This window comes from Mesorhizobium vachelliae (assembly GCF_033977325.1).
Classification (GTDB): Bacteria; Pseudomonadota; Alphaproteobacteria; order Rhizobiales; family Rhizobiaceae; genus Mesorhizobium; species Mesorhizobium vachelliae.
This window is the reverse complement of record NZ_JAVIIR010000020.1, coordinates 15,373-29,766: the sequence shown is the minus strand read 5'-3', so window position 1 is coordinate 29,766 and position 14,394 is coordinate 15,373. Positions and strand designations below refer to the sequence as shown.

The window sequence follows — 14,394 nt, the reverse complement described above, 5'->3', positions numbered from 1 at the left end:
GATGCTGCGGGAGGACGGGGCGGACCATCCCATTAATGGTGACGCCCGCGGCCAATCGGAAAGCTGTCGCCCGCCTGAAGGAAGGCTTCGGGATGAGCGAACGGCGGGCGTGTAAAGCCATCGGCTGTTGCCGCATGACGGTTCGCTACGAGACCAGCAGGCCCGACGACCGCGAGCTTCGCGCATGGATGAAGGCGATCGCGCAGGAGCGTCGCCGGTTCGGCTACCGGCGTCTGCTCGTGATGCTGAGGCGGGAAAGCTTGGTCGTGAACCACAAGAAGCTGTTCCGGCTCATCACCGAGCGCGGCCGGCCGAGGATGATCGTCAGCGACAATGGCAGCGAGTTCACCTCGAACGCCATCCTCGGCCGGCCGCGCCCGTCGCTTCACCCGCCCAGCAGGGCACAACCCACGCCGGAAACGAACTCAAAACTGGATAGAAACTGGGGGCAACGTCAAAGGCGTTCTTGCTTATACGCCCGTTTGCAAGGCAAAAACCTGATCACCGGCAAATCATCGGCGGAACTCGTTACGATGGCACGTGCGCAAAAGGTGTCGCGGGCAATTGCACCGACTATATACGCGGTATCGCGGAAAAGTTGGCAGAGCTAAAAATTACGGACAAGGCCGTGGAGGATTTAGCAGATGGTCTAAATGAGAGATAGCTCCTTTTTTGCGAATTTAGTGTAGCGGATATTGGGCGGTCTAATTTTGGGGGGATATGAAACGTTCAAGATCGACAGTGTTCGGCCGGGAGACATTTTGTTCACGGCTCGACCTGGCACTAGCAAAGCGATCCGCATCGCGACGCATGGCATCGTGTCCCACGCCATGATTTGCGTACAGCATGGCTCTTTCATCGATTCTACGATGGATGGCGTACAGGCTCGGAATCTGCAGCGCGAGCTGTTTGAAGATGACGAAAAGGCGTTTCACTTTCGCCTTAAGGAGCCCGTCGCTCCTGAGGTTCTGTCGAATGTCATCGACTATGCCCGCGCCGAGATCGGCGCGCGTTATTCCCTCTCCGAAGCCATCCGATCAGTGCGGGGAGCGCACAAACCGGGGTCGAAATGCCAATTCTGTTCGCGTTTGGTCGCGACGGTTTATAAAAGAGCCGGGATCGATCTTGTCCCCAACACTGACTATTGCTCACCGGAAGATCTACGGCGTAGTCCCTTGCTGGTGGAGGTGCCGGTCGAGACAGAAATTGTATCTCCAGAAGAGGTGGAATGGTCGAAAGACCGCGGCAATTCGATCAACGCTATGCATATAGCCCAGAACGCCGTTCTCGCTGCAGCGCGCACTGTTGATCCGAATGTGGAGAACTTCAACGACCTCTATTCCCTGCTCGTAAATCGGCCTGACGCGGATCAAGTGATGGCAACGGCACTTCGCGACAGCGGTTATCTCGACTTGTGGCGGATGGAGGTTGCTTTGTATCCATGGCGCTATGACCTGGGCCTCATTGACCAGATGACCGAGTCTCACGAGGACCTGCGGGAATATTGCATTGGTACGATCAAAGAAGCTTACAGCGGTGGCGTTCGGTTCTCCGTGAACCTCATTCAGTTGCAGGCCCTCAGTCGCGACTACCCTCGTGAATCCCTACGCCTGAAGATAGAGCTTTATAAGATCCTCGTTCATAACGACCAGCGGCGCAGGGAAGTCGCCTATGCATGGCTGTCCGAGCACTATCCGGATGACCTAAAACACCACATGGAACAGATCGAGCCCCATAGTCCCTATTGGTATTCAATTGTTGACCGCGTCGAGCCGACCCTGGCGGCACTGTCCCGTCGTAACGTGGAACGCGAAGGCAGGCCGGACGTCTGTTCATCATGTGGAGATCGGCCAGCCCTGGACTATCGTTTGATCAATGGCGTCGAGACTATGCCGGGAGTGCCGTCTTTGCGCCTCTGTGATGATTGCATCGATATTCGACGGGGCATGGGCAACGTGCTGGCCTCGTTCCTGGTCGCGGAATGAAGATGGACGCTGCAAGCGGGGAGGGCTCGCCGCCCTTGATGCAATCGATCCGAGCCCGACCGAGCGTTCTCGACCCCGCGCAACTGGGTCGAATTGAATCTGTCCATCGTGGCTTTCTTTTCCAGCACCTTTACGCCGTTCAATGCCTGTTGTCGGCCGCAACGTTGAAGATGCAGACTGTTTCCGTCGAGGGCGACGAAGACGTCGAGGTGCAGCTCGATGGCACCCACATCTATGTCCAGGTGAAGCACCGTAAGGAAGCCCTCGCCTGGGATGATATCGAGAGCGCCTTGGCGCGATTTGCGGAGTTGCGTGCCGCCCATGCCAGAGGAGTGCGTGAAGGCACCGCGCGCTTCGTGATCGTCTGCAATGCGGGGCCGAACGGGCCTTTGTTGGAAAGGCTTGCTGGATGCGATTTGCCTCCGGACGTAACCATCGACTGGCCGGCGGCCGAACCGGCCAAGCGGATTCTTCCTGTCCCGCAACCCACTTTGATGGAAGCAGTACAAGCAACTTGTGGACTGGCAGAAACCTTGCCGTTTGCAACGCTGGCGCCCGAGACACTTGTCTGGAAGCTGGCAGGCCTCGTCACGCTGGCGGCGACTGGAGAAAAGGCGACCCTCGACCATGTGTTTGCTGCACGGGACCTTCCGGCCCTGTTTGAGCAACTGGTGCTGCAGTTACAGGATCTGCCCGTGCCTCCGGTCCCCTATCGGGTACAACTGGACGAGCCCTCTCTCTCAACGGGCGAGCGCGTCCGCCTGATCGTTGGCTATTCGGGTGCAGGCAAGACGTCATGGTTGGCACAATCCGCCCAGCATGCTCCGAACCCTTTAGTCTATCTCGACGTCGCTGATCTGCCAGGCGCTGCTTTGGCCAATGCCGTCGCGAGGGAGATCGCTGGTCGCTTGCTCAAAGGCGGGCAGGGCCTTGGGGAGATCTTTCTTCCTGGCGCCTCTGGACGCGAAATCCTGCAGCTTCTCTCTCGCCGCATGGATGAACGCGGAGAGGTCGTGACGGTCGCCTTGGACAACGTCCACAAACTGGGCGCTGACGATCTGATCGGTGTAGTTCAGGCGGCTAAGGATACCCGCTTCGTGCTTCTCGGTCGGCCGGAGGGTGAAGTCGCCGCGATCGAAGCCATTATCGGTGTTGCGCGCGAAAACCTATCTGGGTGGGCACCTGATACGGTTGCTGCTGCCGCGCATGACGCTGGATGTCATGGCGATGCCGCGGATTGTCAGCACTTGATCGACTTGACGGGTGGTCTCCCGCTTTTCGTCCTGAATGCGCTCTCTGTGGCAGGATCCGACTACGACGGTTCAGTGAAGCGCCTCTATGCGGACTTGGCGCGCTCGGCCCACACCAGGGAGATGGCGCAAGATCATATTCTTGGGCGCGTCTTTGCTCGGTTGCCGGCCGTAGTGGCCGAGGTGGCGGATCTCCTCAGTCTTTGTGATGTGCCGATCACGCGTGAGGAAGCTGGCTCATATGTCGCCGCCGCTGGAGGGCTGGAGCGGCCGATCTTTTTGCAGGCTCTTCGCCATCTCATGAGCCAAGGTCTGTTGCAGGTCTTCGCCCGCGACAGGATCAAGCTGCATGACGCGGCCCGAGTCGTCGGCACGGGGCGGCTCGCCCTTCACGGTACGGACGCACTGAGGACGCGACAGGAGGCCCTGAGAACAGTGGTTCAGGAAAGCCTTCAAACGAGTTGGAGTCCCGCGAAGCTCTCCCTGTTCTTACGGCTTACGGGTGAGGTTGGTCGGCTCGATCTGCTGGTCGAGATGGCGACGGAAGAGCTATTTCATGAGATGGGCGTCTGGCCCGAGGTCGAGCCCTATCTTGAGCAAGGCGCAGAGGATGAAACTGTTCCTCCGGACCAGCGCATCAAGGCTCTTGATGCGCTGGCCTTCGCGGACATAAAGGCCGGCTCAGATCGAGCGGCCGCTTGGCTGGACCAGATGGACGCTCTCATCACGAAGCATGACCTCGGTGCCGAAGAGCGGCTTCGTGTGGGCATGAAGCGCATGAACCTCTTGGCGAAGGATGGCGATCGCCGGGGAGCAGTGCGCCTAATAGCAGACCTAACACCAATCGTCCAAGAACTGCCCGCCGCACATCGACGGATCTTTTCATATAATATCGCCTGTGCGGAACTCGAACTTGGAGAGCCGACGGCCGCCGCAGAGCGGGTCGAGCCTTTGATTGGCGAATACTATGGGCTCATCGGGCTAACGTCCGCGTTGGTCATGGGCAACAATGCGCCGGACCTCGCCAAAATGATGAAGAAAGGGGCCGACGTTGACGACATCAAGCATCTTGCAGATTCCCTCGACGTTTTCGCCAAGGCAAGGGATGCGCAAGGCAAACCGACGCCTCTCGCGCGTGTTCATGCCCTGAAGTTCTACGATCTGGCACATGCGCCGGATTCTCTGTTCCGTGTCGGACAGGATCTCGTCGACCAGTTTATCCGCCGCCGTGATTTCGATGGCGCCCTGAACGTGATGGAGACGATGATTTTGCCGCAACTTCGGCAATGGAAGTTGGCGGATTACCTCATCACTGTTCGCTCGCACTACGCCGTGGTCTTGGCCTATTGCAGCCGATTTGATGACGCAGAGGCGGAAATGGCGCGGCTCAAGCCCTACGAGCCTGGCCTTAAGCTGTTAGTACAAAACGAACTGGCCGCTCAACGTGAGTTGATCCGGCACCTTCGTGCAGTCGGACCGCCACCCAAATGGGTCCCTGCGCCAGGTTTGCTCCAGCAGATTGCAGCAGCACTGAAGCAGAACGGGCGCCCCCTGTTGGAACGAGCCCCTGCAATGGCTCAGAAGATTGGGCGCAACGAACGATGCCCGTGCGGATCAGGCGAAAAGTACAAACGGTGCCACGGGCGGCTCCGTTGATAGATCGATGTCGAACTCAGAATGGTCGATTCGGCTCCGTTCGTCAGCCAATCGTCGCAGTCATTGATGGGTAAGAAAATAGCGCGTGTCGAAGCTCAATTTCTAATCCAGCTGGACGGGTGTGCCGCGTTTGAAATCGTTCGACGGTATCGATTGAGGCAAGTGGCGTTGGCCCATCGATGACAGCAAGAGGAGGATGGCTTCGTATGACGCTCGCGAGCCGCGCCTTGGCAAAGGGCACATCCCCGTCCAGCACATAGCCTAGCATGCAGCCGACAGGCAGTTGCTCCGCATACTGTTCAGTGAGAAAACGCATCATGCCTTGGGTGACGTATAAGGTGGCCAGGGAACTGCGGCTTCCGCCGTTGATTACGTTGAGCCGCTTGCACTCATAGGCCAGATATCGTTCCCGTTCCCAATCAAAGAGCACGGCAATGTCGATGATACCCTTGCTGTATTTCGAGCCGTCCGTCGCGAGGCCAAATGGCTCGAACTGATACTCGACCCAATGGCACAGTCGACGCACGACGACGTCCTTGGTGAGATGATCGACGAGGTTAATGGTGATGTCATCTTCCTCGGGCTGTTCAGGAAGAACGGCCAAGCAGGCTGGCCACGCCGCTGCGATCCTCTCTAGAAAGCGATCATCAAACGAAACGAAGCTGTCGACCCACTCCTGCATGTCACCGATGAGCATCAATTAGCACTCCGCCGTTGCGGTACGGCTGCGGCCTGCTGGAGATCGAGCGCTATTCCATCCGCATCGGCGAGCGCGGTGGAGCGTAGCCAAAAGCGCATCTGCATCGGCTTGATGAGGTAAAGGTAGTCACCGACGAAAACCCGGAGGTCCGGCATCAGCTGGAAATTGCCATTGAGGGGCCTGTTGATGTGAGCGGCGAGTTGCTCAAGAACGTCACTTAGCTCGCCGCCGGCATCCTCGGCATAGTCTTCATGGCCGCCGAGGTGCAGGCGAAGTATCGCTAGGTCCGTTCCGCGCGCGACCAGGCGAGCATCAATTTTTTTGCCTTTGAACCAGCCCGCCAGGCTGGCCGCCAATGTGCGCGCGTATTGTGCCCGTTGCGGTTTGTCCGGTGAGCCCCACAGTTTCGGGAAGTGGCCTTCATGGGGTTGAAGCGCTGGCAGGATCGCTTCGACGGTATCGTCGATCAGCGCGATTTCATCGGGCGACAAGCAAAAATATTGGTACGCCAGCCGATCGATGGTTCGAAGGATTTCGCTCTCTTCGACCTGCATCGAAAATAGCTTGTTCGACCGCCCGCGTGCGTCGTCAACAATGGAAATCAGCTCACGAGCTGCTTGAGCGGCTGAATGTTCATCGGGAAGATCGGCAGGCGACGGAAATGGCAAGCGCAGCAGGTCGGCCTGCTGGACCTCCGGTCGATCCGAACCGAACGACGCGGTGCCATGAAAGGCGTACCAGACCGCGACGCGACTATTGAGGATCGCGGTGAGGACCTTCGCACGGTCGCCTTGGCCATCCGGAACCACGATCGCCTGGAAGATATGCTGGAAGGTCAGCGGCTCGTCGCAGTAGGCGGCCCGCAGGCGATTTTGCGATGTCTCCACCCCGCGCGGGATAAGAATGCGAGTGCCGTCGAACCCGGCCTCGAATCCGCGACGACGAACCGTCTGCGAAGCGGCCGGATGCAAGCCTTCAGCAGCCTGAGCCAAACGTGAGTAGGCTGTAATTGGTAGGTCTGGCAACCGACCGACGTACTCGCTGGCGAGCGGAGGCGCGTCGCTTTCGCTGTCCTCATTGAAAGGCTGATAGCCTTGCCCGATCACCCAGCGATCGCCCGGCTCTTCACGGCGACGGCTCAGGCTGCCGAAGTCGTTGACGAAGGCCTCCAGCTTGGGAAGCCTGGCGAGGTAACCAAATAGCTTGGCGTCTGGGTCCCGCATCCAAAGCCGTTGCTTGAAGATGAGCGGGTTATCCAGAACCGCGCCGATCCCAAGTACGGCCTTGTCGGCGCTGCTCAGCGTAATGACACGCTTGATGCGGAGATTAAGATCGGCCTTCGGCGCCCAATAGTCGAAACGATATGGGAAGCCGTCCGCTTTCGCGCTGCCGAAGATGATTAGAGCGGCGGGGCGATGGGCTTTCTCGAAAAGCTGAAATCGAAGGTCCGCGAAGTTGATAATGCGACGGACCTGAGATTTCCGGAAGAACGCGTCCCGTGCCTCAACCGTGTTTTGGGCGTGGTTGTGCAAAAATCCCATCGCTGGCAACAGGAACGCGATCAGTCCGTCATCGGCGAGATGTGAGAGGGCTTTCCAACTGAATGCCCAGGCGTCTTCGCCTCCAGGCATAGGATGGCCGGTCTTCTTGCTCCACTGAACGGACGAGCGCGCCGGGCCCCGGCGGCTGGTCCATGGCGGATTACCGATGATGACGTCGTACCGGACGCCGTGTGGCGACACCTCGAAAAAGTCTCGGCAGACCAGGGTCTTGCCCCAAAGCTCGGGGAGAAGTTTTCCCCGGGTAATGAGTTTTCGGATGTCGCGTGGTGAGACCTCTTCAAGGAGGGCGACATAAAGCGAGAACACCGCGACGCGGACGGCGCCGCCATTTAGATCCCAGCCATTGATTTGGCTCAGCAGCGATAAAAGAGTCTTCCAGGAAATCGTTTGCGTTTTGTGCTTAGCTCGCCAATGCTCGCATAGCCACTGGAACGACCGGACAAGAAAAACGCCCGAACCGCAGGCGGGGTCGAGAAAGTTTCCACTCGTCCGTGTCGCGTCCGGTAACATCTCCCAAGCTTGGGAAACGACGGTGTCGGCAAGGAACATGGGCGTGTAATAGGCGCCGTTTGCACGGCGCTCGGCCTCGCGTTCCCCCAGAAACCGATCATAGACGGCGCTGACGAGCTCGATCGGGATATAGCGGAAGTCATAACCCCAGAAACGTTGCTGGCCTGAATCCGCCATCTCTTCCCGCCCTGATCGAAAGCGGGCCAAGATGGTAAGATGGGCGGCCGTGACTTCCGGCGTCTCGCCTTTCGGTTCGAAAGAGCAGGGCGCAACGAACAGGTCACCATTGAAATCTTTATGGAGAGTTCGAAAGAGCGATCGAAAGAGATCGACGTCGCCGGTTTCCAGCAACGCGGAGAAACTCTCAGCGCTCTTCTCGGTAACGGCCGCAAAATAGGCAGGCGTTACGATCTCACGATCTTCAAGATAGGCGATAAACATCGCCTGGATCAGCAAGGCTTGCGCCGCATCAGGGGCAAGCGCAGCAGCCTGCAGGAGTTCGTGGGACGCATTCAGATTGTCGAGAAGGACTTGGTCGATACGTTCCTTAGGCGGGAAGTAGTCGCCGTAGTCCTTCCAAAGGCGTCCGGACTCCGCGCCAAAGATGAGATTCTGAAATCTTAGCGCTTCGGTCGTCAGGCTTAGGCTGTCAATGAGGCAGCGAGTCTCGAATGCGTCACCAGGATCGCTAAACGGAGTGCGCGCAAGCGAGAACGCTCTGAGCGTGTCATCGGCGATAACTAGCAATAGGCTTGCCAAGCCCTGGTTCCAGAGCGCGCCGTGAAGATCGATAATCTTAGCACGATCATATTGATCGGTTTCGAGAATGGCGACGGTGGGAATTCCTTGGACGCAGAAGATCGCTGAAACGCCCATTTCACTCAGTGCCGCGCGGATAGCTGGGGCATGCGGCACGTCACTAACGGCCTCGGCCGACTCGTAGAGTTCGGGTGAGCGCCGATGCGTGAGTCCTAAGCGGTCCTTCCACTCTGTCGCCAGTGCTGAAGCGGTTACGGCGGTCATGCTCGTTTTCCCCGTTGCTCAGGCTGACTGGCCACGGAAGTCGGGGGAAACTGCAGGTGGCCTTGCACGTCATCGGTTTCAGTCGCCGTGAGTGCGGAGCGCAAGCGAGATATGATCGGCGCGCAAGGAACGCGCAGGGTGGCGGTGTCCAGCGATGGACGATGAGGCGCATTCACGTCCACAAGACGAAGATTGTCGGCTTCGATCAGAGCAACGCAGTTTTCAAGCGACAGCCATGACCTTCCCCGACACTCAGTGAACAGTCGATCGAAACGGTCCCCGACGGTGCCAACGCGGACACCGAAATCCCTGACGAGTTCGGCGACAATTGCCATCGCAACAACGTCCCCAGGGGTGAAGGTGGGCGCATGCCCCTTATGCATTGCCAGCGCGGGAACAGCATCCCGCCACGTGCGGAAAGCATCCACCGAAATGGATAGCAGCTCGCGAATCTGGCTTTGAGTGTAACGCATTTGATCATGTTAGTATGGAAAATGTACCGGATCAACGCGGGATGAACCCCCGGTGCGTTCCCTGTACGTTCTTGCGCCATTTTTGTTCGATTTGCAACCCAATAGGCGGGCAGCAGTGGCGTCAGGTGCATGGCCGGGCCGCCGTCGACAGAACATCGAAAAATGCCACTCAGCGAGCCAGGAGCGGCGGCGATTGCCTTACACAAATCCTTGCACATCATTCCGAAAAGTGCCAAATAGCGCTTTGTAAGCAATGAGTTGTGAAAAGGCTATTTGGTCTTCAAAGCCGCGCCGATCGAGGGATGTCGGAGCGCATCTGGGTCTGACCCCGGCACGCTATCAATCAGGCGAGACGGACATTCAGGGAAGCCGATGCGGTGACGAGCTCGCCCGCACGGCTCTCTATGAAGCGGCTCATTCGCTTGTGCTCAGCAAGAAGTGGTCGTGCCTCAGAGTGCGGGGTATGAACGTCGCCAAGCGGCGCGGTACGGCCCGAGCCCGAGTTGCTGTTGCGCGCAAGCTGGCTGTCATCCTGCATCGCATGTGGAGCGACGGGACAGAATTCCGCTTCGGCAAGGCACCCGGCCCCGTATCGGCATGAAATACGGACAACAGACCAACGAAGGAGGAGTTGATTCCGCCCGAAAGGGCGTGATCCGGATCTTCCCGTCGGGACGATGGGCAAGGCGATCTCGTTAGCAGGCACGATCCTGGGACGAACTCTCCTAAGGTCGTTCAACAGATTGAGACGCCTCGCTCTGCTGACCCATTATGCGACGGCCTAACGTCGACCGCGAAGAGACGCGAGTGACCCTCGGGGCGACATGGTCCGGAAAATTATCAGCAGGAGCATGCAAACAGTCGCCGAGACACCGTTGTTCATAAACCAGCCGGCTGATCTGTTCAGCGAAGATGACCGGACGGAACTGATGGACTTTTTGGCTGCCAACCCGCAGATCCGGCTAGAAGAAGGTAGAAGAAGGGGGAGGAGGGCAAGAGACAACCGACCGGGGCAGCGCGCACCTTTCTCTGATGATGTACAAGGAGCCGGAGGGGTTCTGCGCGCCTGCTTTGCTGTCAAACGGCTTACAGAACTGACCCGATCGGCGTCCAATTTTTCGCAGCCGGTTCACACCTTACGCGTCCTCCGGTGCGGAGACGTCCGGCGTCTGGCTCAGATCACTCTTGGATTGAATCCTGATAACGCGCCTCAAAACTGGAGAGAGCTGATTGGATCGAGTGATACCACTTTGGGATTTGCGAGATTTGCGTGCTCGAGCGCAGACAGTGTTCGCGTGCGGTTCTGGCCATCTCCTCGAAATCACTGTAACCGACCGCAAGGTGATGCATCATTTCTGCAGCTTTGTCCTCGATGTCCGGCTCGTCGAGGACAACGCCATTAAGCCCATTTACGACCTGCCTCTTCAGACCAAAGGCGGACGACACTACGACGGGTTTGCCTCGGAACAGAGCCTCTGTTGCTGTAAGGCCGAAGCCCTCTTCGCGAGATAGCGCAAATACTCCATGGGCGTTCTGTTGCAGCCGGCCGACGATTTCCGCATTTGCGTCGTGGTCCTTCATCGAGATACAGACCAGATACACGCGCCGCCGCACTTCCTTCGATAATTGAGTGCATAATAGGACGCATTTCTCGAAATACTCCCGTCCTTCAGGATCGTCGGCAACATCCAAAGGATCCGGTCCCGCGATCACCAGGCGTGTGTCGTAGGCTTCCGCGAGCGCCGATTTCACAAAGCGATCGTAAGCGGCGATAATCCGGTCAATACCTTTCAGTCCATCCCATCTGGATACATGAAGGAAATACCGTGAGCCGAGAATGTCCTGAAGGGAGGGGGTGGGCTCGAATTCTTGGCTGTTGAACGAAACCGAATGGTCTAGCGTCTGGCCCGCTGGCCCTTCATAATTACGGTTCTTACTTGAAAATGGGCTGATCGATGGCGGGATGATATCTATGGGCACATCAGTATCAAAGGCATATTCCTTGGCGCTTAGGACAATGCGTTGGAATTGATGGAGGTATTCGCCCAAGAATTCCCAGATTTCGTCGACTGTCGGGGTGCGCTTCGGATATCCGATGTGGCATCGCCAGATAGCCGGGTGCGGGTGAGATTCAAGGAACTTCGCAGCTGCAACAAGAGGCTGCGGATCATGAATTACCAGAAAGCCATCAGGCCTGATGATCCTTTCCAGCTCCGCAGCGCCTTTCTGCGATGCCTCAAGATAATGCGGGAGCAGATCATTCAAGCCTGCCACGTTGACGTCGTGAAGAGAATTATGAAGCGCTTTGGTGAATTGAAAAAACTGTTCTTCCTTCGGTTTAAAGATGAGCCAACGCACGTCGAAACCAAGCTCCCGAAGCAGGCAAATGTGGTGTGGAAGCATTTCGGCCACCCCACCGCCGAATGCGGTGGAATTTATGTGCCAAATACAACGGCTGCCGATCATGTGACGAGCTTCTCCTGACGAACGAAATAGTTCATCGAGCAGTTCGTCATAATGGTTTCGCTCCGCCACGTAATGGGCAAGTACCGAGCCTTCTACCAGCACCTCATCAAAAAGTGAGGTGCGGGGTTTCGTTGATACTTTCATTCGTGGCCCCTCCCTTAAGTCTGTGGAGCAGGTTCAACTCAGCCGGTTTGAAAGGAAGCCTGGCCAAAGTTCTCGATCCAGTCCCTTGTGTCAGGATGACCTCTGGCGTTGGGGCCGACGCCGACGCAGTCGCAGCCTGCCGCGATCGCCGCTTCAATTCCGGTGGGGGAATCCTCAAAAACCAAGCATCTTTTGCCGGCGATGCGCAGCATTCGCAACAGCGTTTGATAGGGTTGCGGATACGGCTTTCCCTGACTGACGTCCTCGGCTGCAATCATGATCCGCGGCCAGGAGAGTCCAGCCGCCTCAAGGCGGGCAAGGGCCGAAACCCGTGCCGAAGAGGTGACAATAGATCGCCTTTCTGCTGGGATAGAGCTATAGAACTCTACGGCGCCCTCGATCGGTCGCAACAGTCTCATCGCTTGAACCTCGTAATCGGCAATGCGATTTGCCTCGCGTCCTGGCGAGAGACTGGGCGCGATCGCCGCCACCAAATCGATGTCGCGGCGGGCGGCTGACATCCGCACCGCGTTATCCGGACAGATCCGTTCCTCCCGTGCCCATCGACGGAGTGCGCTTTCGACCACAGCCTCCGAATCTACAAGGGTTCCGTCCAGATCGAAGGCTACGTGATCATAGTCGTCGAGGTGAACATTAACGGTTGCGGTTTTCGTGCGATTTTTCAAGGGTTTCCACCCAATATCAGGCCCAATGATGCTTTTGGAAAGGCAGGCTCTCTCTGTGGTGTGAAATGCCTCCGCGCAGTATTCGATCATGGCTGTGTCAGTGAACTGTGCAGTCATGCCTTCGTCCCAACGGTGTGCCGGCTGCAAAGCGGCAAAAAATCTTCCAAGATTTTCCCGGCGAATATCTGGCGTTGCTCATTCACCGGCGATGGCAGAGGCGAAGCCCCGCGGCAGTAGGTCATATCCAGATAGATCTTGCCGTTGATCTCCTGATCTATAGCGCCATTGCCGGGGCGGAACATGATGGATGACCCGGTGTCCCGCTCCCGTTCAGCCAAATGGCCGATAGCGCCAGGACCGAGCATCTAAATTGCGCCTTTACTGAGTGACATCGCCATTCGCCTGGCGTTGGCCATGATAGTGTGGGTCGGATTGCTGTTCCCGGCAAAGTTCATAACGGAACCATCCATCACATGGATGTTGGTCAACCCATGGACCCTGCCGCAACTGTCCACGACCGAGTTCCTCGGATCGCTACCGGCGCGCATCGTGCCGTGCAGGTGGGAGCTGCCTTTTCCCGGGAAATATGGCTCTCGCTCGATGCGGAATGCGCGAAGGTGGCGCAGAATGTCATCCGCGCGGTCGGCGAGAAAATTCCTTCGTGCACGGTCGTTTTCCGAGCTTCGGTATTCGAAACGGATATAAGGGGTACCGTACTGGTCAGCGGCCTCGTCAAGCGCGACGCGGTTATGCGACCATGGCTCTTCTCCGGCTATGTAGTGCAGGCGCACAACACCTACGTTCTCATTCGGCGAAGGGAAATTCGCTTCATAAATGAGCCCGCCAAATTTGCATGGCGCGCCGTTATGTTCGTAGAACTCATCGGTATAAACGGTCGAATGCGGTCCCCAGTGCGGAGCAAATGCATCGGAGCCCCGATCGGCTCGCTCCATGTAGCCGACGGAGTAGCCGCCAATCTTGAACGAGAGGCCGCGTCCAACGAGACCGGATTCGTTTCCTATTCCCTTCGGTGCATGGTCACCCTTCGACCGGAGCATCAATGCCGCTGTTTGTATCGCGTTTGCGCAGACGATGACCCTTTCAATTGGGATCCGGATCAGTTCCGATGAGAGCGGCACATAGCACTCAAGGGCTCCAGCCCGACCATCGTTCTGCATTTGGATCCGGTTGACGAAACAGCCGTATAGAACCGAGATTGTCCCTGGCAGGGCGGAGTCATCCAAAATGTTTCTTGCAAGCACTGATGCTCTCGCATCCGTAGGGCACGCCAGTTCATCGCAAGCCGAACAATTGATGCATCCCTTGTTGGTCCCTGGCGGCCTGATTGCCAGTGGGATGTTTTTTGATCTTATGCCGAGTTCCTGCATTGCATTGGATAACACCAGCCCACGTGGACTGGCTGGATACGACGGAAACCCATTCGCGCCACTGATCTCCAAGAGATGCTCGATCTCCAAATAGTAGGGTTCGAGCTCCTCAAGGGTAATCGGCCAGTCAATCGCCATGTCAGTCGTAAGATATTGGGAAGCTGACAGATCTGCTTGTCGGTATCTGAACGTTATCGCGTTGTAGAACCCCATCCCCCCGCCGACGCAGCACGCTGTCCAGGGGTTGCCATCGGCGTAGCCATTTGAAGTGAGTGCCTTGCTGTAGGCCGCTTGATGAGGCCCGAGCATGGCGCCAGGACAAGCCGGGCCTCCATATTCCAGGACGGCCACATGGCACCCCTTTTCCGCAAGTGTTCGGGCGACGATCGATCCAGATGGCCCGGAGCCGATAACAACCGCATCGAAGTTTGTGTAATTACACGCGTGCGCTGCAATGTGTCTGATGTCCGTCACGGGCATTAGTCTCCTGTGAGGTTTGTGGTAGCGGGCCAGCGGGCGGTGTTCGCGATTGACATCAGGAGGTGCTTTAT

At 57.5% G+C, this 14,394-nt stretch carries 9 protein-coding genes and 2 pseudogenes; 4 read left to right on the top strand and 7 right to left on the bottom strand.

Translation table 11 applies throughout. The features are described from left to right. Positions 1 to 35: 35 nt before the first annotated feature. From RFM41_RS30130 to RFM41_RS30120, 3 genes and pseudogenes are all read left to right on the top strand, one after another. Positions 36 to 365, top strand: a pseudogene (locus RFM41_RS30130) (IS3 family transposase); the annotation flags it as partial. A 330-nt stretch (positions 366 to 695) separates the two neighbouring features. Beyond that, positions 696 to 1,985, top strand: a complete 1,290-nt coding sequence (locus RFM41_RS30125) for a YiiX/YebB-like N1pC/P60 family cysteine hydrolase (RefSeq protein WP_320319324.1) — start codon at positions 696 to 698, stop codon at positions 1,983 to 1,985. Positions 1,986 to 1,987: 2 nt separating this feature from the next. Beyond that, positions 1,988 to 4,891, top strand: coding sequence for an SEC-C metal-binding domain-containing protein (locus RFM41_RS30120; RefSeq protein ID WP_320252942.1), 2,904 nt, complete (start codon positions 1,988 to 1,990; stop codon positions 4,889 to 4,891). 43 nt (positions 4,892 to 4,934) lie between these two features. Here the strand turns inward: RFM41_RS30120 and RFM41_RS30115 are convergent, their stop codons facing one another. Genes RFM41_RS30115 through RFM41_RS30105 form a run of 3 tightly spaced genes read right to left on the bottom strand, consistent with a single transcriptional unit; the run spans position 4,935 to position 9,159 of the window. Continuing rightward, positions 4,935 to 5,588, bottom strand: a complete 654-nt coding sequence (locus tag RFM41_RS30115) for a hypothetical protein (protein ID WP_320252943.1) — start codon at positions 5,586 to 5,588, stop codon at positions 4,935 to 4,937. Then, entirely contained in the window at positions 5,588 to 8,686 is a 3,099-nt protein-coding gene (locus RFM41_RS30110; RefSeq protein WP_320252944.1) for an HsdM family class I SAM-dependent methyltransferase, read from the bottom strand. The genes RFM41_RS30115 and RFM41_RS30110 overlap by 1 nt, the downstream gene beginning before the upstream one ends. Further along, on the bottom strand, positions 8,683 to 9,159 hold the full coding sequence (locus RFM41_RS30105) for a hypothetical protein (RefSeq protein WP_320252945.1): 477 nt from the start codon (positions 9,157 to 9,159) through the stop codon (positions 8,683 to 8,685). The genes RFM41_RS30110 and RFM41_RS30105 overlap by 4 nt, the downstream gene beginning before the upstream one ends. Positions 9,160 to 9,448: 289 nt before the next feature. On the opposite strand from RFM41_RS30105, the pseudogene RFM41_RS30100 reads away from it, so the two are divergent. Continuing rightward, positions 9,449 to 9,760: pseudogene (locus RFM41_RS30100) on the top strand (transposase); the annotation flags it as partial. Between the two features lie 578 nt (positions 9,761 to 10,338). Here the strand turns inward: RFM41_RS30100 and RFM41_RS30095 are convergent. The 4 genes from RFM41_RS30095 to RFM41_RS30080 are packed head-to-tail and all read right to left on the bottom strand — an operon-like array spanning position 10,339 to position 14,317. Next, positions 10,339 to 11,769 carry a glycosyltransferase gene (locus RFM41_RS30095; protein ID WP_320252946.1) on the bottom strand — a complete coding sequence of 477 codons (1,431 nt, stop codon included), beginning with the start codon at positions 11,767 to 11,769 and terminating at the stop codon, positions 10,339 to 10,341. A gap of 38 nt (positions 11,770 to 11,807) precedes the next feature. Next, positions 11,808 to 12,572 (bottom strand): HAD-IA family hydrolase, encoded by a 765-nt coding sequence (locus RFM41_RS30090; protein ID WP_320252947.1) that lies wholly within the window; start codon positions 12,570 to 12,572, stop codon positions 11,808 to 11,810. Then, positions 12,569 to 12,820 carry a hypothetical protein gene (locus tag RFM41_RS30085; protein WP_320252948.1) on the bottom strand — a complete coding sequence of 84 codons (252 nt, stop codon included), beginning with the start codon at positions 12,818 to 12,820 and terminating at the stop codon, positions 12,569 to 12,571. The genes RFM41_RS30090 and RFM41_RS30085 overlap by 4 nt, the downstream gene beginning before the upstream one ends. Beyond that, a complete protein-coding gene (locus RFM41_RS30080) occupies positions 12,821 to 14,317 on the bottom strand; it encodes a GMC oxidoreductase (protein WP_320252949.1) in 1,497 nt (498 codons plus the stop codon). Between the last annotated feature and the right edge of the window lie 77 nt (positions 14,318 to 14,394).